This is a genomic window from Rahnella sp. RFA10(1/100) (assembly GCF_004195115.1).
In the GTDB taxonomy this organism is placed as follows: domain Bacteria; phylum Pseudomonadota; class Gammaproteobacteria; order Enterobacterales; family Enterobacteriaceae; genus Rahnella; species Rahnella perminowiae.
The window spans coordinates 377,539-400,182 of the sequence record NZ_SEWR01000002.1 but is presented as its reverse complement, the minus strand read 5'-3'; the positions used below and the strand labels follow the sequence as shown (position 1 = coordinate 400,182).

At 52.5% G+C, this 22,644-nt stretch carries 20 protein-coding genes; 10 read left to right on the top strand and 10 right to left on the bottom strand.

Annotated features, from left to right (window positions below):
• Positions 1–11: 11 nt before the first annotated feature.
• The 7 genes from artJ (at position 12) to sanA (ending at position 7,172) form a co-directional block, all read left to right on the top strand.
• Complete coding sequence (gene artJ / locus ETV65_RS08510; RefSeq protein ID WP_013574754.1) at positions 12–743, top strand: arginine ABC transporter substrate-binding protein; 732 nt, start codon at positions 12–14, stop codon at positions 741–743.
• 12 nt (positions 744–755) lie between these two features.
• Entirely contained in the window at positions 756–1,472 is a 717-nt protein-coding gene (gene artQ / locus ETV65_RS08505; RefSeq protein ID WP_129952461.1) for an arginine ABC transporter permease ArtQ, read from the top strand.
• Complete coding sequence (gene artM, locus ETV65_RS08500) at positions 1,472–2,140, top strand: arginine ABC transporter permease ArtM (protein WP_129952460.1); 669 nt, start codon at positions 1,472–1,474, stop codon at positions 2,138–2,140. Before artQ ends, artM begins: the two co-directional genes overlap by 1 nt.
• A 230-nt stretch (positions 2,141–2,370) precedes the next feature.
• On the top strand, positions 2,371–3,105 hold the full coding sequence (locus ETV65_RS08495) for an arginine ABC transporter substrate-binding protein (protein WP_129952459.1): 735 nt from the start codon (positions 2,371–2,373) through the stop codon (positions 3,103–3,105).
• Positions 3,106–3,279: 174 nt separating this feature from the next.
• Positions 3,280–4,164 (top strand): cytidine deaminase, encoded by an 885-nt coding sequence (cdd, locus tag ETV65_RS08490; protein ID WP_129952458.1) that lies wholly within the window; start codon positions 3,280–3,282, stop codon positions 4,162–4,164.
• 158 nt (positions 4,165–4,322) lie between these two features.
• Positions 4,323–6,020: an NAD-dependent malic enzyme gene (locus ETV65_RS08485; RefSeq protein WP_129952457.1), complete on the top strand. Its 1,698-nt coding sequence runs from the start codon at positions 4,323–4,325 to the stop codon at positions 6,018–6,020.
• A gap of 228 nt (positions 6,021–6,248) precedes the next feature.
• Positions 6,249–7,172, top strand: coding sequence for an outer membrane permeability protein SanA (gene sanA, locus ETV65_RS08480; protein ID WP_129952456.1), 924 nt, complete (start codon positions 6,249–6,251; stop codon positions 7,170–7,172).
• 139 nt (positions 7,173–7,311) lie between these two features.
• Here the strand turns inward: sanA and mglC are convergent, their stop codons facing one another.
• From mglC to ETV65_RS08445, 7 genes are all read right to left on the bottom strand, one after another.
• Positions 7,312–8,322: a galactose/methyl galactoside ABC transporter permease MglC gene (gene mglC / locus ETV65_RS08475; protein WP_129952455.1), complete on the bottom strand. Its 1,011-nt coding sequence runs from the start codon at positions 8,320–8,322 to the stop codon at positions 7,312–7,314.
• Positions 8,323–8,340: 18 nt separating this feature from the next.
• On the bottom strand, positions 8,341–9,873 hold the full coding sequence (mglA, locus tag ETV65_RS08470; RefSeq protein ID WP_129952454.1) for a galactose/methyl galactoside ABC transporter ATP-binding protein MglA: 1,533 nt from the start codon (positions 9,871–9,873) through the stop codon (positions 8,341–8,343).
• A gap of 226 nt (positions 9,874–10,099) precedes the next feature.
• Positions 10,100–11,098, bottom strand: coding sequence for a galactose/glucose ABC transporter substrate-binding protein MglB (gene mglB / locus ETV65_RS08465; RefSeq protein ID WP_129952453.1), 999 nt, complete (start codon positions 11,096–11,098; stop codon positions 10,100–10,102).
• Between the two features lie 250 nt (positions 11,099–11,348).
• Positions 11,349–12,380, bottom strand: coding sequence for an HTH-type transcriptional regulator GalS (galS, locus tag ETV65_RS08460; RefSeq protein ID WP_129952452.1), 1,032 nt, complete (start codon positions 12,378–12,380; stop codon positions 11,349–11,351).
• Positions 12,381–12,650: 270 nt separating this feature from the next.
• Positions 12,651–13,805 (bottom strand): DUF418 domain-containing protein YeiB, encoded by a 1,155-nt coding sequence (gene yeiB / locus ETV65_RS08455; RefSeq protein WP_129952451.1) that lies wholly within the window; start codon positions 13,803–13,805, stop codon positions 12,651–12,653.
• Positions 13,806–13,918: 113 nt separating this feature from the next.
• Complete coding sequence (gene folE / locus ETV65_RS08450) at positions 13,919–14,584, bottom strand: GTP cyclohydrolase I FolE (RefSeq protein WP_129952450.1); 666 nt, start codon at positions 14,582–14,584, stop codon at positions 13,919–13,921.
• A gap of 142 nt (positions 14,585–14,726) precedes the next feature.
• Entirely contained in the window at positions 14,727–15,854 is a 1,128-nt protein-coding gene (locus tag ETV65_RS08445; RefSeq protein WP_129952449.1) for a YbfB/YjiJ family MFS transporter, read from the bottom strand.
• A 199-nt stretch (positions 15,855–16,053) separates the two neighbouring features.
• On the opposite strand from ETV65_RS08445, the gene ETV65_RS08440 reads away from it, so the two are divergent.
• Genes ETV65_RS08440 through fghA form a run of 3 tightly spaced genes read left to right on the top strand, consistent with a single transcriptional unit; the run spans position 16,054 to position 19,021 of the window.
• Entirely contained in the window at positions 16,054–16,983 is a 930-nt protein-coding gene (locus tag ETV65_RS08440; protein ID WP_129952448.1) for a LysR family transcriptional regulator, read from the top strand.
• Positions 16,984–17,027: 44 nt separating this feature from the next.
• Positions 17,028–18,152 carry an S-(hydroxymethyl)glutathione dehydrogenase/class III alcohol dehydrogenase gene (locus tag ETV65_RS08435; RefSeq protein WP_129952447.1) on the top strand — a complete coding sequence of 375 codons (1,125 nt, stop codon included), beginning with the start codon at positions 17,028–17,030 and terminating at the stop codon, positions 18,150–18,152.
• An 11-nt stretch (positions 18,153–18,163) separates the two neighbouring features.
• Entirely contained in the window at positions 18,164–19,021 is an 858-nt protein-coding gene (gene fghA, locus ETV65_RS08430; RefSeq protein WP_129952446.1) for an S-formylglutathione hydrolase, read from the top strand.
• A gap of 98 nt (positions 19,022–19,119) precedes the next feature.
• On the opposite strand, the gene gsiD is transcribed toward fghA, so the two are convergent.
• The 3 genes from gsiD to gsiB all read right to left on the bottom strand — a co-directional run bounded on the left by gsiD (position 19,120) and on the right by gsiB (position 22,635).
• Positions 19,120–20,040, bottom strand: a complete 921-nt coding sequence (gene gsiD, locus ETV65_RS08425) for a glutathione ABC transporter permease GsiD (protein WP_129952445.1) — start codon at positions 20,038–20,040, stop codon at positions 19,120–19,122.
• Between the two features lie 8 nt (positions 20,041–20,048).
• Positions 20,049–20,969 carry a glutathione ABC transporter permease GsiC gene (gene gsiC / locus ETV65_RS08420; RefSeq protein ID WP_129952444.1) on the bottom strand — a complete coding sequence of 307 codons (921 nt, stop codon included), beginning with the start codon at positions 20,967–20,969 and terminating at the stop codon, positions 20,049–20,051.
• Positions 20,970–21,078: 109 nt separating this feature from the next.
• Positions 21,079–22,635 carry a glutathione ABC transporter substrate-binding protein GsiB gene (gene gsiB / locus ETV65_RS08415; protein WP_129952443.1) on the bottom strand — a complete coding sequence of 519 codons (1,557 nt, stop codon included), beginning with the start codon at positions 22,633–22,635 and terminating at the stop codon, positions 21,079–21,081.
• Positions 22,636–22,644 lie beyond the last annotated feature (9 nt).

Here is a 22,644-nt window from a genome sequence, read left to right as displayed (position 1 = left end):
CGGAGTTTGCGATGAAAAAATTAGTAATTGCCGCGGTTCTGGCTACCGTCAGTTTGTCTGCCAGCGCTGCTGATACCATCCGTTTCGCGATGGAAGCGTCTTATCCTCCGTTTGAGTTTGTAGACTCCAGCAATCAGATCCAGGGCTTTGACGTCGATCTGGCTAATGCCATGTGTAAAGAGATGCAGGCGACCTGTACGTTCACTAATCAGGCATTCGACAGCCTGATCCCAAGCCTGAAGTTCCGCCGTTTTGACGCGGTCATTTCCGGCATGGACATCACGCCTGAACGTCAGAAACAAGTGGCTTTCACCAACCCGTACTATGACAACTCTGCGATTTTCATCGCCCATTCTGGTCAGTTCACTGACGTTGCAGCACTCAAAGGCAAACGTGTCGGTATGCAAAACGGCACGACTCATCAGAAATACCTGATGGATAAGCACCCTGAAATCACTGCTGTTCCTTACGACAGCTATCAGAATGCCGTGCTGGATCTGAAAAATGGTCGTCTGGACGCCGTATTTGGTGACACCGCCGTGGTGAACGAATGGCTGAAACAAAACAAAAATCTGGCCGCTGTGGGTGACAAAATCACTGACCCGACCTACTTCGGTACCGGCCTGGGTGTTGCGGTTCGTCAGAACAATACGGAATTGCTGACTAAACTGAATGATGCTCTGGCAAAAGTGAAAGCAGACGGCACTTACAAGACGCTGTATTCAAAATGGTTCCAGCAATAAGTTTGCCTATCAATGACTGAATTCCAACCTTTAGCAAGCGCCGCCGGGATGACCGTCGGCCTTGCCGTTTGTGCGCTGATCCTCGGCCTGGTGCTGGCGATGATCTTCGCCGTCTGGGAATCCGCGCCGTGGAAGCCGCTTAGCTGGCTCGGCACCGCGTGGGTAACCGTGCTGCGCGGTCTGCCGGAAATCCTGGTGGTGCTGTTCATCTATTTTGGTTCCTCGCAACTGCTGATGGTGCTGGCTGACGGCTTTAATATCAATCTCGGCCTGTTCGCTATTCCGGTCAAACTGCCCATTGAGAACTTCGAAGTTAGCCCGTTTGTGTGCGGGGTGATCGCGCTTTCTTTGCTGTATTCGGCTTACGCTTCACAGACTCTGCGCGGTGCACTGAAAGCCGTACCGCAAGGACAATGGGAATCCGGTCAGGTACTGGGCATGAAAAAATCGGCGATTTTCTTCCGTCTGATCATGCCGCAGATGTGGCGCCATGCGTTGCCGGGGCTGAGTAATCAGTGGCTGGTTCTGCTTAAAGATACCGCGCTGGTGTCGCTTATCAGCGTCAATGATCTGATGCTGCAAACCAAAAGCATTGCCACCCGCACGCAGGAGCCGTTTACCTGGTATGTGATTGCGGCGTGTATTTATCTGCTTGTCACCCTGTTCAGCCAGTTCGTGATTAAACGCATCGAACTGCGTACCACACGCTTTGAACGGAGTGCTTCCTGATGTGGGAATATTTACCTGAAGTTCTGAAAGGTTTGCACACCAGCCTGACGCTGACTGTGGCTGCGCTGCTTGTGGCGCTGCTGCTGGCGATGATTTTCACCGTTATGCTGACGCTGAAAGTGCAGATTGCCAGCCAGATCGTCAAAGGTTACATCACGCTGTTTACCGGTACACCGTTGCTTGTGCAAATATTCCTGATTTACTACGGCCCCGGTCAGTTTCCGTCGATCCGGGAGATTCCCTGGTTATGGGAGGTGCTGTCGCAGCCGTGGCTTTGTGCGATGTTTGCGCTGGCGCTGAACAGCGCGGCGTATACCACACAGCTGTTTACGGGTGCGGTACGTGCCATTCCGTCTGGTCAGTGGCAATCCTGCGAAGCGCTGGGCATGTCTAAACCACAGACCCTGCGCATTCTGTTGCCTTATGCCTTTAAGCGCGCATTGTCGTCATATTCTAACGAAGTGGTGCTGGTGTTTAAAAGTACCTCGCTGGCCTACACCATTACGCTGATGGATGTGATGGGCCACAGTCAGCTGATGTACGGGCGGACCTATGACGTGATGGTGTTCGGTGCCGCAGGGGTGGTTTATCTTTGTGTGAACGGGTTGCTGACCCTGATGATGCGCCTGATTGAGCGTCGCGCCCTGGCGTTTGAACGTCGCAACTGATACTGATAGCCAGATAGCACTCTGCAGGGACGAGAAATCGTCCCTTTTTTGTGTCTGAAAACCAGCCTCATTCCATTTTTATAGTTTTTTAATCAATTTTATTGCATATAAATTCATTTAGTGGCACTTTATCAGACGGTCTCACTTCCTGCCAGTTGCCAGATTAGAGTAATAAAATCAGTAAACTGTACCAAGAAGGGAATGTCATTTTTTAAACAGGAACGTATTGCATGAAAAAGCTGATCCTCGCTGCCCTCTTGTCTGCCAGTGCTTTTGCTGCCACCGGCGCTGATACTCTTCGTTTCGGCACTTCCGCCACGTATCCGCCGTTTGAATCGATCGGAGCTGATAACCAGATTATTGGTTTTGATATCGATCTGGCGAAAGCGCTGTGCAAGCAAATGCAGGAAACCTGTACTTTCACCAATCAGCCGTTTGATGGTCTGATCCCGGCACTGAAATTCCGTCGTTTCGATGTGATTATTTCCGGTATGGATATCACCGAAGAGCGCAGCAAACAGGTGACGTTCACCCAGCCTTACTATGCCAACACCGCGATGATCATCGGGCCGAAAGGCAAGTTCGCTTCTGTTGCAGACCTGAAAGGTAAACGCGTCGGCCTGGAGAATGGCACCACACACCAGAAATACCTGATGGAAAAGCATCCTGAAATCACCACGGTCGGCTACGACAGCTATCAGAACGCGATTCTGGATCTCAAGAGTGGTCGTCTGGACGGACTGTTAGGGGATACCGCGGTCCTGAACGGCTGGCTGAAATCCAATCCGAACCTGGGTGAAGTCGGTGAACTGATTAAAGATCCGCAATACTTTGGTACCGGCGTTGGTATGGCAGTGCGCCCTGATAATCAGGCACTGCTGGCGAAGCTAAACACGGCACTTGAAGAAATTAAAGCCAACGGCGAATTCCAAAAGATCAATGACAAGTGGTTCCCGGCTCACTGATTCCCGCTTAAATCTCTTTTAACAGTCGTCTGAAAAGGCGGCTGTTATGCGTAATATCTCCCAAATATGCAACGAAGCAGAACTTATTACATCTAAAAAGTGATATTCGTCACACTACATTCATGGAATGACTTTTACACTGTTCAACCGTAATCACTGCGAGATCGAATGTTTATGCACGCACGTTTTCACACCGCCTTTGCGGCACTCCCTGAAAATTTATCCTCCGCCCTTGAGCCGTTTCTGCGACATGATGACTTCCCGGCAATGCTCACTGCGGCTGACGTTGCGCAGATAAAACAGGCGACCGGGCTGGACGATGGCGCGCTGGCATTTGCTCTGTTGCCTCTGGCCGCGGCCTGCTCCGTTACACCTATCTCTCATTTTAATGTGGGCGCAGTGGCGCGCGGCACGTCGGGTAACCTGTATTTCGGTGCCAATATGGAGTTTGCCGGTGCCCCCATGCAACAGACAGTGCATGCAGAACAGTCAGCGGTAACCCACGCCTGGTTGCGCGGTGAAACCCGTCTGGTGTCGATTACCGTGAATTACACCCCCTGCGGCCATTGCCGCCAGTTTATGAATGAGCTGGCCAGCGGCACGGCACTGGATATTCATCTGCCCGATCGTGATGTGGCAACACTTGGCGATTATTTGCCGCACTCCTTTGGCCCGAAAGATCTGGACATCACGACCCTGCTGATGGACCGGGTAAACCACGGTTATACACTGAAAGATGCTGACTCCCTGGCACTTATTGCGCTGGATGCCTGCAATCAAAGTCATGCACCTTACAGTAAGTCACACAGCGGTGTGGCGCTGGAAACGCACAACGGTAAGCAGTTCGGGGGACGTTATGCCGAAAATGCCGCGTTCAACCCGGGCCTTCCTCCGTTGCAAGCCGCGTTAATCCTGCTGAATATGTCAGGGGAAGATTGCCACAACGTTCGCCGGGCAATACTGGTTGAACAAAAAGAAGCGTTGATCACTCAAAACGATGCTACGCGTGCCACCTTAACAGCGCTGGGCTGCGAAGATATCACCACGCTGACCTGCTGATAATGTGAGCCGGTTAACACTAAAGGCTCCGTTTCCGGAGTCTTTAGTTACATAACATTTTCATTACATTTGTCATTTGTAATACTTATTTCCTCTCTGTTACCCTCACCGCTCCGAAATATAAAAAACAACATTCTGACAACCGGAAGAGTAAAACGATGGAACTTGAATACGAAAGTAAACGCCCCCTGTACATTCCTCACGCTGGCCCGATCCTGTTAGAGTTTCCGTTACTGAATAAAGGCAGCGCTTTTACTGAAGAAGAGCGCAGTAACTTTAACCTTCATGGTTTGCTGCCTGAAGCAGTAGAGACCATCGAAGAACAGGCTGACCGTGCCTACCGCCAGTTTCAGAATTTCAAAACCGATATTGATAAACACATCTATCTGAGAAATATTCAGGACACCAATGAGACGTTGTTTTACCGTCTGCTGGACAGTCATCTCAGCGAAATGATGCCGGTGATTTATACACCGACGGTCGGCGAAGCCTGTGAGCACTTTTCCGATATTTACCGCCGCGCCCGTGGCCTGTTTATCTCTTATCCGAACCGCGCCCACATCGACGACATGCTGCAAAACGCCACCAAGCAACACGTTAAAGTTGTGGTGGTGACCGATGGCGAACGCATTCTCGGCCTGGGTGACCAGGGTATCGGCGGCATGGGCATTCCTATCGGTAAGCTTTCTCTGTACACCGCCTGTGGTGGCATCAGCCCGGCGTATACCTTGCCGGTGGTACTGGACGCCGGCACTAACAATCCGCAATTATTGAATGACCCGCTGTACATGGGCTGGCGTCATCCGCGCATTACCGGCGAAGAATATGAAGCGTTCGTTGATCAGTTCATCCAGGCGGTAAAAATCCGCTGGCCGAACGTACTGTTGCAGTTTGAAGATTTCGCGCAGAAAAATGCCATGCCGATCCTCGAACGCTACCGTGATGAGCTGTGCTGCTTTAACGACGATATTCAGGGCACAGCTTCCGTGGCCTTGGGCAGCCTGATCGCCGCCAGTAAAGCCGCCGGTGGCAAACTGAGCGATCAGACCGTCACCTTCCTCGGCGCTGGCTCTGCCGGTTGTGGTATCGCAGAACAAATCGTTGCGCAGATGAAATCTGAAGGTCTGAGCGAAGAAGAAGCCCGTGCAAAGGTCTTTATGGTTGACCGCTTTGGCTTACTGACCGACAAACTGCCTAACCTGCTGGATTTCCAGAGTAAACTGGTACAAAAAAGCAGCGCGCTGGCCAGCTGGGGCATGGAAAGCGACAGTGTCTCCCTGCTTGATGTGGTGCGTAACGCCAAGCCAACGGTACTGATCGGGGTTTCCGGCCAGCCAGGCCTGTTCACCGAAGAAATCATTCGTGAGATGCACAAACACTGCGCCCGTCCGGTGGTATTGCCGCTCAGTAATCCGACATCCCGCGTTGAAGCCACACCGGCTGATATTCTGAACTGGACCGACGGCGCCGCGCTGGTCGCCACCGGCAGCCCGTTTGCTCCCGTGAGTCACAAAGGCAAGCTTTACCCTATCGCACAATGTAACAACTCCTTTATCTTCCCGGGTATCGGGCTGGGTGTGATTGCCTCGGGTGCCACCCGCGTTACTGACGGTATGCTGATGGCTGCCAGCCGGACGCTGGCAGAGTGTTCGCCGCTGGCCACTGAAGGCACAGGTTCGTTGCTGCCGGACGTTGATGATATTCAGGGTGTATCTAAATGCATCGCGATGGCCGTCGGTAAAGCCGCCCAATTGCAGGGCGTGGCGATGGTCACGTCAGAAGATTCGCTGTCGAAAGCCATCGAGCACAACTTCTGGGCACCGCAGTACCGGAGTTATAAACGTACGTCTTTCTGATCCCGCTGTAGCAAAAGAGTTCAGAGACCATGATCCAGACCAATGCTTGGTGCGTTGGTCTTTTTTTTCGTCCAAATTGCAGTACGTCGCGCAGATTAAGAAGTAATTTACTGAAAAATGCTGAAAAAACCTGCGAAGCCTGTGGATGCGGAGTCCCACGTATTGCGAAGCCCGAAGAGGTAAAGTAGCCTTGGATCCGATTTCCATCTGGTCATAACAGGGATACCTATGATTAAGCGACTTATAGCTGGCGTTTTCGGCATCATGATTCTGATGCTGGCTGTCGCTATTGGGCTTGATCAGTGGATCAGTTTACGTACCCAGCCCTATATTTATGATGAGGTCCAGACCCTGCCACACCGTCAGGTTGGCGTGGTGCTCGGAACGGCGAAGTATTACCGGACCGGAGTCATCAATCAGTATTATCTGTACCGCATCCAGGGCGCGATTAACGCGTACAACAGCGGCAAGGTAAAATATCTGCTGCTGAGCGGTGATAACGCACAGCAAAGTTATAATGAGCCAAGCACCATGCGCCGTGACCTGATCGCTGCGGGTATCCCCGCCAGCGATATCGTGCTCGACTACGCCGGATTCCGTACACTGGATTCCATCGTCAGAACCCGCAAGGTCTTCGACACCAACGATTTCATCATCATTACGCAGCGTTTCCACTGCGAGCGGGCATTATTCATCGCATTGCATATGGGCATTCAGGCGCAATGTTTCGCCGTCCCTTCGCCGAAGAATATGCTCAGTGTACGCAGCCGCGAGATCTTCGCCCGCCTCGGCGCACTGACGGATTTGTATCTGCTTAAGCGCGAACCCCGCTTCCTCGGCCCGCTGATCCCCATTCCTGCGGTACACACTATTCCGGACGATGCTCAGGGCTATCCGGCAGTAACCCCGGAACAACTGCTTGAACTGCAACAACAACTGGAAGCCGAAAAGAAAGCGGCTATTGCCAAAGCCGCGGCCGATAAGGCAGCAGCTGAAAAGGCCGCAGCAGACAAAGCGGCCGCAGACGAAGCGGCCCGGCTGAAAGCAGAACAGGAAGCCAATGACGCGGCAGAGGATGAAACGGAAGATGTTGAGCCGACCGCGAAACCCGAACCGGCAAAGCCGGTAGGCAGAAATCCATTCCAGCAGTGATCTCCGGACTGCTCCCTCCCCTGCGAAAGGGTTTGGCCTTTAGCGCCTCCCCCTTCGCAGGGGAGAAGTTGATCGAGTTCCGAATTTAAGACAGCAAAAAAGGCCGCATAAGCGGCCTTTTGTTTTACTGCCTGATAGCTTATTTCTTCTTGGCGTATTTCAAAGAATCCAGCGCCACCGCGAAAATGATGATGCTGCCCTTGATGATGTACTGCCAGTACGGATTCACGCCGATATAGGTCAGGCCGTAGTTGATAACGGTGAATATCAGTACACCGGTCACCACCCCTGCCACAGAACCCACCCCCCCTGCGAAGGACACGCCGCCGACCACACAGGCCGCGATAGCATCGAGTTCGTACATGAATCCGAGGTTGTTAGTGGCACTGCCGATACGCCCCGCTTCCAGCAAACCACCGAACGCGTAGAACACGCCAGACAATGCATAAATCATGATCAGGTTTAACGGGACGTTAACGCCGGAGACTTTTGCTGCTTCCGGATTGCCACCGATAGCAAAGATGTTTTTACCGAAGCGCGTTTTGTTCCACAGCACCCAGACAAAGGCGATAGCAATCAGCGCATAGAACGTAATATAGGAAAGCTTCAGGCCACCTAAATGGATAAAGCCTTGTGCGAACAGGGAGAAGCCCGGGTCAAAACCCGCCACCGGTGAAGAACCGACATAATCGTAATACAGGGAGTTAATCCCGTAGACGATAATCATCGTGCCCAGAGTGGTAATAAATGGCGTTACGTTCAGGTAAGCGATAATAATACCGTTCAGCAAACCAATTAACGCGCCAACAATACATACAGTCAGAATAACCAGCGGAATAGGCACTACTTCCAGATGCGGGAAAACTTTATTGACGTTATCCATCGCCTGCAACATGGTGGCGGCGACCACCGCCGCTAAACCCACCTGCCGCCCGGCGGAGAGGTCAGTACCCTGCGTGACAATAAGCCCCGCCACACCCAGTGCAATAATGACGCGCACGGAGGACTGAGTAAGGATGTTACTTAAGTTGACGAGACTGAGGAAGCTTGGATCCTGGATGATAATAATCGCCAGTAAGACCAGCAATACCACATAAATCCCGCCCTCTTTTAAATAAGTGAGCACACTTTTCTTATTTAATGCTTTCATAATAAGAACCCTTAAAAATTAGAGATGCAAGGAAGCCAGGCGTAATATTTCGTTCTGCGAGGTATTTTTAGTTTCAACAATACCCGCCACCTGTCCATTACTCATAACCAATATTCTGTCAGTAATACCCAGCAACTCCGGCATTTCAGAGGAGATAATAATGATCCCCTTCTCTTTTTTCGCCAACTCGGTGATTAACTGGTAAATTTCAAACTTAGCGCCAACATCAATGCCGCGCGTCGGTTCGTCCAGCATTAATATCTCAGGGTTGGTCAATAACCAGCGCCCAATAATAACCTTTTGCTGATTTCCGCCTGACAATGAACCAATGCTGGTTTTATGTCCCGGCGTTTTCACCCGCATGGAATCGATAACCCATTGGGTGTCGCTTTTCATCCGGGAAGTATCAAGTAAACCGGCTTTATTTTTATATTGACGAATATTGGAAATCAGCGAGTTAAAGCCAATGTCCAGATATGCATAAATACCGGTTGAGCGACGTTCTTCTGTTACCAGCGCAAAACCATGGTTAATGGCTTCATTGGCGCTGTGATTATTAATTTTTTTGCCGTGTAATTTAATGGTTCCGGCAACTTTCTCACGGATACCAAATAATGTTTCGACGATATCTGTACGTTTTGCACCGACTAAACCGGCAATCCCGAGAATTTCCCCTTTGTGTAAATCAAAGGAAATATCACGAATTGAAGGCTGGCGCAGTGAAGTCAGATTTCGCACTTCGAGGATAACTTCACCCGGTACGTTCTGGCGGTCAGGGAAGCGCTGGCTCAGTGAACGGCCGACCATCATGGAAATAATTTTATCCATGTCGAGACCTTCCAGCGGCTGGGTAATGATCCACTGTCCGTCACGCAGGATGGTTATCTCATCACACAGCTGGAAAATTTCTTCCATCTTATGAGAGATATACACAATGCCGCAGCCACGATCTTTCAGTTTACGGATAATCGTGAACAGATGGTTCACTTCTTTTTCCGTCAGGGAAGATGTCGGTTCGTCCATAATGACGATTTTTGCATTGTAAGAAAAAGCCTTGGCGATTTCGATCATCTGCATCTGTGAAACGGACAACTTACCGACCTTGTCACGCGGATCGATATCAATGTCCAGTTCGTCAAAAATCGCTTTGGTGTCTTTGTACATTTTGTCCTGATCGACAAAAAGTCCTTTGGTCGGATAACGTCCCAGCCACATGTTATCCATGACCGTACGTTGTAACACCAGGTTTAATTCCTGATGGACCATCGACACGCCTTGTTCAAGCGCTTCTTTCGAACTTTTAAAATTAACTTCCTGTCCCTGAAAAAGAATGGTACCGGAGTCTTTACTGTATATCCCGAAAAGGCATTTTAATAATGTGGATTTACCGGCGCCATTTTCACCCATGAGGGCGTGAATGGAATGAGGACGCACCTTTAAATTCACATTATCTAACGCCCTGACGCCAGGAAATGATTTATTAATGCCACTCATTTCCAGAAGGAATTCGTCCGGTTTATGTGTTGTGTCAGATAACGTATTATCGGCCATAGTTATACCTGGCTAAAGATAAAAATAAACGGGTGTATTAATACCTGATGTCAGCCCTGCGTGCAGCCGTTAAACGCACCGCACGCAGAGCGACATGACGTCCTGTCAGATAAGCATTAACGTCTAATCATACTTAGTCTTTATTTACGGCTTAACCGCAATTATTTTTGCCACTGCTTAGCTTTGTTTATTATTGCTGTCTGCCTTTACTGCTGTTGACGTAGTCTTATTTCACAAAGGAAGACAGATTGTCTTTATCCACGGCAACGTAAGGAATACGTACAACTTTGTTTTCAATTTTCCAGGTAGTCCCTTCAGCGGCGGGTTTACCGTCAGCCAGGTTTCTCGCCAGATCAAACGTGGCTTTCGCCTGGTTGTTTGCATCGTTAAGCACGGTACCGGCCATTGCACCAGATTTCACCAGTGCCAGCGCTTCTGACAGGGCATCCACGCCAAATACCGGAATGCTGGTTTTGTTATGGGATTTCAGCGCTTCTACAGCGCCCATTGCCATGGCATCGTTGTTGGCGATAACCACTTCGATTTTGTTAGCATTCGGGCCGGACAACCATGCATCCATCTTGTCTTTCGCCTGGGCGGTATCCCACATAGCAGTATCAAGTTGCAGTTGTTGAGTTTTCAGACCTTCTTTGCCGTTCAGGGTGCTGATGACGTATTTGGTACGCGCTTCAGCATCAGGATGGCCAGGTTCGCCTTTGATCAGCACGTATTGGATCACGCCGTCTTTGTTCAGATCCCAGGCCGGATTAGCTTTCCAGTGTTTAGCAATCAGCTCACCCTGAATAACGCCAGATTCCTTAGAGTCAGTCCCGACGTAATAGGCTTTGTCGTAGCTGTCTAAATCTTTACGGGAAGGTTCTTTGTTATAGAAAACGACAGGAATGCCGGCACCGCGGGCTTTTTCAATGATTACCGGGGCAGCAGCCGGGTCAACCAGGTTAATGGCCAACGCTTTAACACCCTTCGCCAGCATAACGTCAACCTGGTCGTTCTGCGTGGACTGGCTGTTTTGCGAGTCATTCATCAGCAGTTGCACATCTGGAGACGCTTTCGCATCTTTCTCAATGGCTTTGCGAACTTCGGACATGAAGTTGTCGTCATATTTGTAGATGGTGACGCCGATTTTAGTATCAGCAGCATGTGCGGCAAAACCAAACATCATGCTTGCAGCCAGAGTCGCCAGGGTGAAGACCTTCTTATTCATTTGTATCTCCGGTTATGTAGGGTGTTACAGAATGTGGCACCGGAAATCCTTGCGGGAGCAGTACAGCTCCACATCATGATTGTGGGTGCCTGCCATCCTTGACTTATAACGTCCTGACTCGCTGTGTAACAAGTCCGGCAAACCGGACCCAAATTGAATCATATTGAAAACGAATGAATCATAATGTGGGCGATGTTAATAAACTGTGAAAGTTCTCACAGATTGAAAACGGTTACATCGCGTTATTTGATCAAAAGGTGACGGGTGCCACATTTTGCCACGGTGCTACCGAATGGCGTCTGACCAGCGTAGGCATGAAGCAATGCGAAACCCCCGTAGCTAGCTGTTCTGCCGCGCCTTTTAACGCCAGCTCCGTGGCAAGCGTCGCCATGGAAACGATGGGATAACGCACGGTAGTCATTTTCGGGCTGGTATAACGGGCAATCGGAATGTCATCGAAACCGATCAGCGAAAAGTCATCAGGAATATTAATTCCGTTTTCTTTCAACACCGCCATCGCCCCGGCTGCCATTGAATCGTTGTAGGTAAACACCGCGCTGAGGTGCAGATTGCGCCCGAGCAGTTCCACCATGGCGGCTTCCCCGCCCTGCAGATCGGGCGAACTTTGCGCCCGCCATGCGGCAGGTGGCGCTTCAGCGCTATGATGTGCCTGCGTCATTGCCTGCGAATAGCCCTGATAACGCTGCAAATCGTCTTCAATGCCATGACTTGAACCAATGTAACCGATACGCTGATGTCCCTGCGACAGTAACAGGCGGGTTGCCATTTCTGCGCCGCTGACGTTATTAAGCCAGACACAGCGGTGTTCGTAGCCCGGAATGACACGGTTAATCAGCACCATACCCGACACCTGATCCATAAACTGCGAAAGCTCGTCATCACCCAGTGCCTTAGAATGCACAATGAGCGCGTTACAGCGTTGACGAATCAAAACCTCAATGGCGTGCCTTTCTTTTTCGGCAATATGATAGCTGTTACCTATCAGGACATATTTCTGATGTTGCTGCGCGACAGTATCAACGGCTTTCACCAGTGCCCCAAAAAACGGGTCTGAAACATCCATAACCACAACGCCGATAGTATCGCTGCTTTGCGTGGCCAGTGCCTGCGCATTGGCATTAGGACGGTATCCCAGCGTGGCGACAGCCTGTAGCACCTGCTCGCGCGCCTCTTTGCTGGCAATGGTCGGATTGTTCAGAACGCGTGACACGGTGGCGACAGAAACCCCCGCCAGCCGGGCGACATCACGAATTGTGACCATGCGTCGCTCCGTGATCAGTCAGGGAATGGTACGGAGGAATACGGAAATTTTTGACCCAGGAAGTAAAAAAACCAGACAAAGAGAAGCGAGGTGAAGTGCGCATGGCGTTTCCTTTTTTAGTGTAGTGGTCATCGGAGTGGCACGACCGCTATCCTAAACATTTTGCGAAAACGCCTGCGTGAATCTCGTCACAGGAAAGAAAACGTTTACATACAAATCTGCAACCTTCATCCCAAATCTATCATTTAGGATGATGTAACGTCATCGGGTTCAGGCCGTTTTCAGTTCTACGCCGGAGGCTTTGATGGTGAGTTTCCGCCACAGCCACTCCACCGGTCCCTGCCGGAAATGACGCAACCACAGCACTGTCACGAGCAAATTACATACCCAGATCAGCGGCACCAGCGCCATCAGTTGCAACCGGTCGAAATGCTGATAGAAACCAAGGGTATTGAAAAATGTGGTACAGATGACAGTCTGCAACAGGTAGTTGGTCAGCGCCATGCGGCCAATCTGCGAAAGCCAGTGCGTCACGCGCCAGCGCGAAATCAGCGGCCAGAAGCCGTAACACAGCGCCAGATAACTCACCGCCTGCATCAGCGAGCCAATCTCACGCGGCACCTGCAACAAAAAACCGCTCCACCGGTAGTCCCAGCCGGTACGATATTGCAGATAAATCGCCGGGATCTGAATCAGTAATGAAAACGGTAACAGCACGGCTGCGACTTTGCGGTAATGGGATGAACGAAACTCGCCTTTCAGCCACCCGCTGCGCATCAGGCCGGAACCAATCAGCATAGCACCTGCCAGTTCCCAGCCGTATTGGGCGCCGATCGCCAGCAAACTGGACGACAGCAAATCGAGCCGGTTCTGAATCGCCTCCCACCCGCCTTTCAGTCGCCAGTATTGCTCATACTGAATTTCCGCCGGCCCCGGAAGCCAGAAGCTGCCAGGTTTTGGTGAGGAAATAAATCCCAGCATTGCCAGCACAGCCACACCGATCAGATACAAAATAATGCCCGTTGATATCAGCGACTGGCTGCTGCGCCCTTCCCGCACCATCCGCCAGCACACCAGACCAATCAGCCCGTAAGACAGCAAAATATCGCCGTCCCATAACAACGTGGCATGGAAAAAACCGCACAATAATAAAATTGACAACCGCGCCTGGATCCAGTGTTTGCCGCGTGGCAGTAATAAATACAGGCCACCGCCAAACAGCATGGCGAACATCATCAGGAACTTGCCCTGCGCCACAGCGTCAAGCACAGCCCAGGTCCAGGTGTCAGAAGCAGAAGGTGTCCCGGCAAATGCCGGATTCAGATAAGCGGCTTTCGGCAAACCGAAGGCGCTGATATTGAGCAGAAGAATGCCAAAAATGGCGAGACCACGGGCAAAGTCGAGCGTGGCAATACGTGAGCGCATACCTGACGTTCCTGTTAACGGTAAGGAGCTGAAAATTGTGCGGGCTTCAGACAGACTAACGGCACCCGTAAGGTGCCGCAATATAAAGTGTCTGACCGGTTAAAACGCCGCTGTTAGCTGGCGTGTCTGACCGTTCTCAGGAATTCCTGTCGCGTATTCTGGCTCGACTTAAACAGACCGCCCAGAGAGGTCGTGGTGGTCGCGCTGGTCGCGTCACGGACACCACGCGCCTTCACGCAGTAATGCACTGCATCAATCGATACCGCCACATTGGTGGTGCCGAGCAGGGTTTGCAGTGCAACCAGTATCTGCTGGGTCAGGCGTTCCTGAACCTGCGGGCGCTGCGAGAAGAATTGCACGATGCGGTTGATTTTGGACAGACCAATTACGGTCTCTTTCGGGATGTACGCCACGGTCGCTTTACCGTCGATGGTCACGAAATGGTGTTCGCAGGTGCTGGTCAGCGTGATATCGCGCACCGTGACCATTTCATCCACTTTCATCTTATTTTCGATGACGGTGATTTTCGGGAAGTTGGCATAATCAAGCCCGGAGAAAATTTCATCCACGTACATCTTGGCGATGCGGTGCGGCGTCTCCGCCAGACTGTCATCGGAAAGATCCAGATTGAGAAGCTGCATAATACCGGTCATATGCTCCTGGATCCGCTGCTTGCGCGTTTCGTTGTCGATCGGCAAAGCTTCACGCAGAGGGGTTTCCAGACCACGGGCTAACAGGGCCTCGTGAACCAAGACGGCTTCTTTACTCAGGGTTGGCATTGTTTCTTCTCCGGCAGATGTAATCACTTTGACGCAGATCACGCCAAAGTGAGGTGGCTTACTGTAGTAGAGAGCCGGTTCAGAATCCAGTGATTGCTTTCTTGATGGATGAAATAGCCCTGATGGATGAAATAGCGGCAAGTTATCGTTTGTGGCGAACCACCAGCGCACCGGCGATAATGAAACCGGCCAGCGCAACGTACAACGCGGGCTCCAGCCGATGGGTCAGCGCGGTAGAGATGGCGGAGAGCACCGGGCCGAATAACTGGCCGACGGCATAACCGGTCGTCAGCAACCCGGCCATATAACGGCTGTGGTCAGGCGCAAGCTCGCGGCTGTATTGTAAGGCTAATTGCACCACGCTGAGGAAACCGCCGCCGGTCAGTAATGCCCCGAGCACCAGTCCGCTGACACCCGGCACCACTTCCGCACACAAAATCCCCAGTCCCTGGATCCATAGCGTCAGCGCCAGACGGGTATGGGTGGTCAGACAATGCCGGGTGAGAATACCGATGACAATGCCGGTAACCGCCGCACCGCCAAACACCGGCCAGACAAACTGGGCGAACAGGCTGTCAGGGAAACGTGCACTCGCCATCTGCGATAAAAAGGTCGCGGGCAGAATGTAACCGAAACCTGCCAGGCTGTAGCTCCACACCAGACGTCTGAGTGCAGGCGTCATCACCAGCGGTGATGACGCCATATGCGACCGGTGCAAATCCCCTTTTCGCGGCAGATTCGGCGTAATGATCGCCACAAAAATCAGCGCCAGCACACCGTAAACGCACCAGGCCTGCGCTGAGGTCAGCTGTAAACTGTGGATCCCCACCGCCAGCATGCCGCTGAGGAAAATCCCCGCGCCCGGCCCGGCAAAGACTGCCGCGCTAAGCGCCGGACGACCATAGTGCGCCAGCCGTTCGTTACACCATGCCGATACCATCACCATCGCCCAGCCGCTGGTCCAGCCGATCAGGAAGCGTACAATACTGTGCAGCACTTCGCCGGAAATCACCGCCGACAGTAAGGTCAGGATCACCCCGCCCCATACCCCCAGCCACAAACGACGCTCAAGATGTTTGCTGGCACGCATGCCATCAAACGCGCCACACAGATAACCGAGATAATTGAACGCGGCGACCAGACCTGCGCCGGTCAGGCTGAACTGATGTTCAGCTATCATTAAAGGAACCTGCGGTGTAAAGGCGAAGCGCCCGATACCCATCGCGACCACAAAAGCCAGAAAACCACTTAGCGCAATGCGAAAAGCCATAATTGCTCCGTCAGAAGAAACTGCAATGCAACATATTAGAAACAATGAATAAACATACTCAAAGCCTGTCGCGGAAAACAGCAGATTTCTTAAAAGAAAGTTAATTGGAAGTTGTCGCTATGATGCCTTATGGGTACAATCACGAAAACTGAATAATACAAACCAACTTGTTTACGATTAGAGAACACAGGAACCTACCATGGATCTGACTCAGTTACGGATGTTTTGCTGCGTAGCGGAAACCGGTTCGCTGGCGCGTGCGGCCGAGCAACTGCATCGTGTGCCGTCGAACCTGACCACCCGTCTGCGTCAGCTCGAACTTGAACTGGGCACTGATCTGTTTATCCGCGAGAAGCAGCGCATCCGTCTTTCCGCCATGGGGCATAACTTCCTCAACTATGCCGAGCGCATTCTGGCGCTCAGTGATGAGGCCATGAGCATCATGCATGCCGGTGAACCCGCCGGGAATTTCGCGCTGGGTTCGATGGAAAGCACGGCGGCAACCCGCCTGCCTTCGTTGCTGGCGGCTTATCATCAGAAGTTTCCACAGGTGGCACTGTCGCTGGTGACGGCGACTTCCGGTGAAATTATCGACAGCGTGCGTGCCGGCCGTCTCGCCGCAGCACTGGTTGATGGCCCGATCGATTTTGATGATATCAACGGCTGTATTTCTTTTCGTGAAAGGATGGTGGTGATCACCCCGCCGGGTGAATCACCGCTGGAAGTGCCTGACGGTCGCAGCGGCCACACCGTTTTTGCATTCCGTCCCAGCTGTTCCTACCGCCAGCGTTTACAGGGATGGATCAGACAGATGAACGTTCCGGTCGCCAATACTCTGGAGATTCAGTCCTACCACTCCATGATGGCGTGTGTCGCCAGCGGTGCGGGTATTGCCATGATCCCACGTTCTGTGCTGGAACAACTGCCCGGCCACGAGCGGGTAGAAATTCACGACATTCCGGATGAATTCGCCGATACCGCCACCTGGCTTATCTGGCGCCGGGATGCGTTCAGCCCGAATGTCCGGGCGCTGAAGGAACTGATTATTGAACAAAATGACGGGGTCATCCCGTTACTGAAGCATCCGCTCGCCGGGGAACATGATCCGGTGCTGCATCCCACCTATTAAGTTAAAAACCTGAATAAGCAAAAACACCTGACTGGAGCTAAAAAATGCAAATGATCAAAACACGTGCGGCTGTCGCCTGGGGCCCGAACCAACCTCTGTCCATCGAAGAAGTGGATTTAATGCCGCCGCAAAAAGGCGAAGTGCTGGTGCGTATTGTTGCCACTGGTGTTTGTCATACTGATGCCTACACACTCTCCGGCAAAGATCCGGAAGGCGTATTCCCGGCAATCCTTGGCCATGAAGGCGGCGGCGTAGTCGAAGCCGTGGGCGAAGGGGTCACCAGCGTCGCCGTAGGCGACCATGTCATCCCGCTGTACACGCCGGAATGTGGCGAGTGTAAATTCTGCAAATCCGGTAAAACCAACCTGTGTCAGGCGATCCGTACCACACAAGGTAAAGGTCTGATGCCGGACGGCACCACGCGTTTCTTCAAAGACGGCAAGCCGATTTTCCATTACATGGGCACGTCAACCTTCTCTGAATACACCGTAGTACCTGAAATCTCACTGGCAAAAATCAACAAAGAAGCGCCGCTGGAAGAAGTGTGTCTGCTCGGATGTGGCGTGACCACCGGTATGGGCGCGGTCATCAACACGGCTAAAGTGAAAAAAGGTGACACCGTGGCCATTTTCGGTCTCGGCGGCATTGGTCTTTCTGCGATTATCGGTGCGGTGATGGCCGGTGCAGGCCGCATCATTGGTATTGATCTGAATACCAGTAAATTCGATCTGGCACGTAAACTCGGCGCAACCGACCTGATCAATCCGAAAGATTTCGACAAGCCTATTCAGGATGTGATTGTTGAAATGACCGACGGCGGTGTGGACTTTTCCTTCGAATGTATCGGTAACGTGAACGTGATGCGTTCCGCACTGGAATGCTGCCATAAAGGCTGGGGTGAATCTGTCATCATCGGCGTGGCAGGTGCGGGCGAAGAAATCTCTACCCGCCCGTTCCAGCTGGTCACCGGCCGCGTCTGGCGTGGTTCTGCGTTCGGTGGTGTGAAAGGCCGCAGTCAGTTGCCAGGTATTGTGGAACGTTATCTGGACGGGGAATTTGCCCTGAACGATTTCATCACCCACACCCTGCCGCTGGAAGACATCAACGAAGCCTTTGACCTGATGCATGAAGGGAAATCTATCCGCACGGTTATTCATTTTAATAAGTAAGGAATGTGTCAATGAGCAGCTCGGTTGAACTACTCGAAGAACACCGGATGTTTGGCGGCTGGCAGCAGCGCTACCGCCATACCTCTGAGAGCCTGAATTGCAGCATGACGTTCAGCGTTTATCTGCCTCCGTCACCCGATGACGCGCCGCCGCCCGTCCTGTACTGGCTGTCGGGCCTGACCTGTAATGATGAAAACTTCACGACAAAAGCCGGGGCGCAGCGCGTCGCAGCTGAACTCGGCATCATTCTGGTGATGCCTGATACCAGTCCGCGCGGTGAGGGTGTTGCCAACGATGACGGTTATGATCTGGGTCAGGGCGCCGGTTTTTACCTGAACGCGACTCAGGCACCCTGGGCTGCCCATTACCGGATGTACGATTATCTGCTTGATGAACTGCCTGCGCTGATCCGCGACCATTTCAAAATCAGCGAGCGTCAGTCAATTTTCGGTCACTCAATGGGCGGCCACGGTGCGCTGATGCTGGCATTGCGTAATCCGCAACGTTTCTGTTCGGCATCAGCGTTTGCGCCGATCGTCAATCCGGCTCAGGTACCGTGGGGGCGTAAAGCGTTCAGTGCGTATCTGGGCGATGATGAAAGCCAGTGGCTGAAATACGACAGTTGTCACCTGCTGAGTGCATTGCCAGCGGATCAAAAGCCGTTCCCGATTCTGGTCGATCAGGGCGACAGCGACCAGTTTCTGGCGGATCAGCTTCAACCGGCAAAACTGGCAGAGATAGCGCGTCAGCGCGGCTGGCCGTTACAACTGCGGGTTCAGCCGGGCTACGATCACAGCTACTTCACCATCGCCTCGTTTGTGGAAGATCACCTGAGATTCCATGCGGAGTTTTTGCACCCGAAGGCATGAGTGCAGGATCCTAAAAATAGAAGCAACCGGCTCCTCTCCCTGCTGATAGGGCAGTGTTTCGCCTTGCTCCCTCCCCTTCGCAGGGAAGGGAGCAAAAATCAATTCTTCAATTTTGGATCCAGTGCATCCCGTAATCCGTCACCCAGCAAATTAAACGCCAGTACGGTCAGGAATATGGCCAGACTGGGGAATATGGCCACATGGGGAGCCATGACCATGTCGGCGCGGGCTTCGTTGAGCATCGCGCCCCACTCCGGCGTCGGGGGCTGTGCGCCCATACCCAGAAACGACAGGCTGGCGGCGGTGATGATCGACGTACCGATACGCATGGTGAAATACACCACTATGGACGATAACGTGCCCGGCAGAATGTGGCGGAACAAAATCGTGGCGTCGGATGCGCCGATGCTGCGCGCCGATTCAATATAAGTTTGCTGTTTCAGCACCAGCGTATTGCCGCGAACCAGACGTGCGAAGGCAGGAATGCTGAAAATCGCCACAGCGATAATCACGTTCGACATACCGTTGCCCATTACCGCAACGACGGCGATCGCCAGTAAAATCCCGGGAAAAGCAAACAGGACGTCACAGACGCGCATGGTAATGCGATCCCACCAGCCTTCGTAATATCCCGCCAGCAAGCCGAACACCGTACCAATTGCCGCGCCGAGCACCACAGAAAGTACGCCTGCGGCGAGTGAAATCCGCGTGCCCATCAGGATGCGGCTGAAAATGTCACGCCCGAGAGAATCCACGCCCAGCCAGTGGACCAGCGATGGCCCGTCGTTCAGACGGTCATAATCAAAGTAATTTTCCGCATCAAACGGCACCAGCCACGGCGCAAGAATGGCCGCCGCGATCAGCAGCAGGATAAAAGCCCCCGCAATCATCGCAATATGCTGCCGGCGAAAACGACGCCAGAACGCTTTCCACGGTGTCCTTCCCGCCTGTAATTGCGCAGTTTCCGGCGTGATGACCGGTAAACTCGCGAGTACGGCATTTCGCCGCCAGTTTTTCATGCGCTTACTCACTTGTATCGGATGGAAGGGTTAATGACGGCGTACAGCATGTCTACCAGCAGATTGATCAGGATGAACTCCAGCGAAAACAGCAGCACTTCTGCCTGTATCACCGGATAATCCCGCATCTCGACCGAATCAACCAGCAACCGCCCTAACCCCGGCCAGTTGAACACTTTTTCAACCACAATCGACCCGCCGAGCAGGAAGCCAAATTGCAACCCCATCATCGTCACAACCGGGATCATCGCGTTGCGCAAGCCATGTTTGACCACCACCACCGCTTCGTGCACGCCCTTGGCGCGCGCGGTACGCATATAATCTTCCTGCATAACGTCGACAAAGGACGCGCGGGTAAAGCGGGCCATGATCGCCGCCACCGCTGCACCGAGCGTAACAGAAGGGAGAATATAGTGCCGCCAGCTGTCGGCACCGACCGTCGGCAGCCAGCCCAGTTCAACGGAAAAAATTTGCATCAGCAACATGCCCAGCGCGAAAGCCGGGAAGGAAATACCTGAGACGGCGAGCGCCATGCCCAGTCTGTCCGGCCAGCGGTTACGCCACACGGCGGAGACCACGCCAATCACCAGACCGAAAACCACTGACCACACCATACTGGTCAGCGTCAGCCAAAACGTCGGCATAAAGCGCGAACTGATTTCTTCAATGACCGGGCGTTTTGAAACCATCGAGTGGCCGAAATCACCGGTCAGCGCATTGCCGAAGAAAGTGAAAAATTGCTGATAAAGCGGCTTATCCAGCCCTAAATCCTGACGCACCAGCGCAACCACGCTGGCATCAGCATCCTGGCCAGCCATCAGCCGCGCCGGATCGCCCGGCAACAGATGCACAAACAAAAAGACCAGCACGGCCACAATCAGCAGCGTGGGTATCAGTCCGAGTAATCGTTTTAAAAAATAATTAAGCATGATTGGCTGTCTGTGATTTCACGGTAGACATCTATGTTCCGGCCCCGGAACACACGATTTCAGGGCGTCCATGCTGTTACATGACGCGCCCTGAAGGCTTCACCGCGTATTATTTCACATCTGCATCGTCAAAGCTGAAAGCCGTATCCGGCATCACATAGAAACCGGTCAGACGTTTATTTTTGGCTGAAACCAGACGTTCAGTGACCAGGAATGCCCACGGCGCATCGGTCCAGATTTGTTTCTGGGCATCAGCGTACAGTTTGGCTTTCTCGGCTTTGTCGGTCGTTTTCAGCGCATCGGACAAATCTTTATCCACCTGTGCGTTGCTGTAGAAGGCAGTATTGAACTGCTTCGGTGGCGCGGCCTGGGTGGAAAACAGCGGAGACAGTGCCCAGTCTGCTTCACCGGTAGAGGCAGACCAGCCGGTGTAGAACATACGGATGCCCGCCTCTTTTTGTCCGACGTTCTCAACCTGCGCCGCACGCTGCGCGGCATCCATTGCGGTGACTGTCACTTTAATACCCACCTGCGCCAGTTGCTGTTGGGTAAACTGCAACACTTTTTGCGCGGTACTGTTGTTATGTGAAGACCACAACGTGGTGGTAAAACCGTCCGGATAACCGGCTTCTTTCAATAACGCTTTCGCTTTTGCCGGATCATACGGCCACGGTTTAAATTTCGCCGCGTATTCGATGCCCTGCGGCAGCGGCCCTTCAGACGGCACGGCGTAACCGGCAAATGCAACTTTGATCAGCGCCTGTTTGTTAATCGCGTAGTTAATCGCCTCACGCACTTTCACATTGTCGAACGGCTTTTGCGTGACATTGAAACTGATGTAACGATGCAGAATCGACGGCGCGGTCACCAGATCCAGTTTAGCGTTTTTCTCCAGCAAGGCCGCCTGTTCGTAAGGCACCGGGAACGCCAGGTCAGCCTCGCCGGTTTGCAACATTGCCGCCCGGGTATTGTTATCTACCACAGGACGCCAGGTAATGGTGTCGAGTTTCGGCTCGCCTTTTTTCCAGTACCCGTCAAACTTCTTCACTTTCACAAAGTCAGTCTGATTCCATTGTTCAAGCGTATACGGGCCGGTGCCAACCGGATGGAAACCGATGTCTTTGCCGTATTTGGTCAGCGCCGCCGGGGAAATAATCACCGCAGACGGGTGTGCCAGAATATTAATAAAGGCTGAGAACGGCTCTTTCAGGGTGATTTTCACCGTGTTGTCATCAACGGCTTCGGTGCTGGCGATATTCTTGAACAGGTTATAGCGTTTAAGGTGACTGTCCGGATTACTGGCGCGGTCAAAGTTAACCTTTACCGCCGCCGCATTGAAGTCGGTGCCGTCCTGGAACTTGATGCCCGGATGCAGCTTGATGGTGTAAACCAGACCGTCTTTACTGACGGTGTAACTGTCCGCCAGGACGTTTTCCAGTTTCATATTTTTATCAAAGCCAAACAGGCCCTGATAGAAGGATTTGGCGACAGCCTGCGACAAGGTGTCGTTGGCGTCATACGGATCGAGCGAGGTGAAGTTAGAACCTACGGCGATGACCACGTCTTTTGCCGCCCATGCAGAAGCCGACGCCAGCGAACCAAAAACAGCGGCAGCGAGCACGGCCTGACGGACAACGTTCTTACCTTTAGATTTCTGCTGATTCATGTCAGTTCC

What these genes read in the sequence shown, in the direction of transcription:
- artJ (WP_013574754.1), top strand. Translation starts at nt 12, where the DNA reads ATGAAAAAATTAGTAATTGCCGCGGTTCTGGCTACCGTCAGTTTGTCT.
- artQ (WP_129952461.1), top strand. Translation starts at nt 756, where the DNA reads ATGACTGAATTCCAACCTTTAGCAAGCGCCGCCGGGATGACCGTCGGC.
- artM (WP_129952460.1), top strand. Translation starts at nt 1,472, where the DNA reads ATGTGGGAATATTTACCTGAAGTTCTGAAAGGTTTGCACACCAGCCTG.
- ETV65_RS08495 (WP_129952459.1), top strand. Translation starts at nt 2,371, where the DNA reads ATGAAAAAGCTGATCCTCGCTGCCCTCTTGTCTGCCAGTGCTTTTGCT.
- cdd (WP_129952458.1), top strand. Translation starts at nt 3,280, where the DNA reads ATGCACGCACGTTTTCACACCGCCTTTGCGGCACTCCCTGAAAATTTA.
- ETV65_RS08485 (WP_129952457.1), top strand. Translation starts at nt 4,323, where the DNA reads ATGGAACTTGAATACGAAAGTAAACGCCCCCTGTACATTCCTCACGCT.
- sanA (WP_129952456.1), top strand. Translation starts at nt 6,249, where the DNA reads ATGATTAAGCGACTTATAGCTGGCGTTTTCGGCATCATGATTCTGATG.
- mglC (WP_129952455.1), bottom strand. Translation starts at nt 8,322, where the DNA reads ATGAAAGCATTAAATAAGAAAAGTGTGCTCACTTATTTAAAAGAGGGC.
- mglA (WP_129952454.1), bottom strand. Translation starts at nt 9,873, where the DNA reads ATGGCCGATAATACGTTATCTGACACAACACATAAACCGGACGAATTC.
- mglB (WP_129952453.1), bottom strand. Translation starts at nt 11,098, where the DNA reads ATGAATAAGAAGGTCTTCACCCTGGCGACTCTGGCTGCAAGCATGATG.
- galS (WP_129952452.1), bottom strand. Translation starts at nt 12,380, where the DNA reads ATGGTCACAATTCGTGATGTCGCCCGGCTGGCGGGGGTTTCTGTCGCC.
- yeiB (WP_129952451.1), bottom strand. Translation starts at nt 13,805, where the DNA reads ATGCGCTCACGTATTGCCACGCTCGACTTTGCCCGTGGTCTCGCCATT.
- folE (WP_129952450.1), bottom strand. Translation starts at nt 14,584, where the DNA reads ATGCCAACCCTGAGTAAAGAAGCCGTCTTGGTTCACGAGGCCCTGTTA.
- ETV65_RS08445 (WP_129952449.1), bottom strand. Translation starts at nt 15,854, where the DNA reads ATGGCTTTTCGCATTGCGCTAAGTGGTTTTCTGGCTTTTGTGGTCGCG.
- ETV65_RS08440 (WP_129952448.1), top strand. Translation starts at nt 16,054, where the DNA reads ATGGATCTGACTCAGTTACGGATGTTTTGCTGCGTAGCGGAAACCGGT.
- ETV65_RS08435 (WP_129952447.1), top strand. Translation starts at nt 17,028, where the DNA reads ATGCAAATGATCAAAACACGTGCGGCTGTCGCCTGGGGCCCGAACCAA.
- fghA (WP_129952446.1), top strand. Translation starts at nt 18,164, where the DNA reads ATGAGCAGCTCGGTTGAACTACTCGAAGAACACCGGATGTTTGGCGGC.
- gsiD (WP_129952445.1), bottom strand. Translation starts at nt 20,040, where the DNA reads ATGAAAAACTGGCGGCGAAATGCCGTACTCGCGAGTTTACCGGTCATC.
- gsiC (WP_129952444.1), bottom strand. Translation starts at nt 20,969, where the DNA reads ATGCTTAATTATTTTTTAAAACGATTACTCGGACTGATACCCACGCTG.
- gsiB (WP_129952443.1), bottom strand. Translation starts at nt 22,635, where the DNA reads ATGAATCAGCAGAAATCTAAAGGTAAGAACGTTGTCCGTCAGGCCGTG.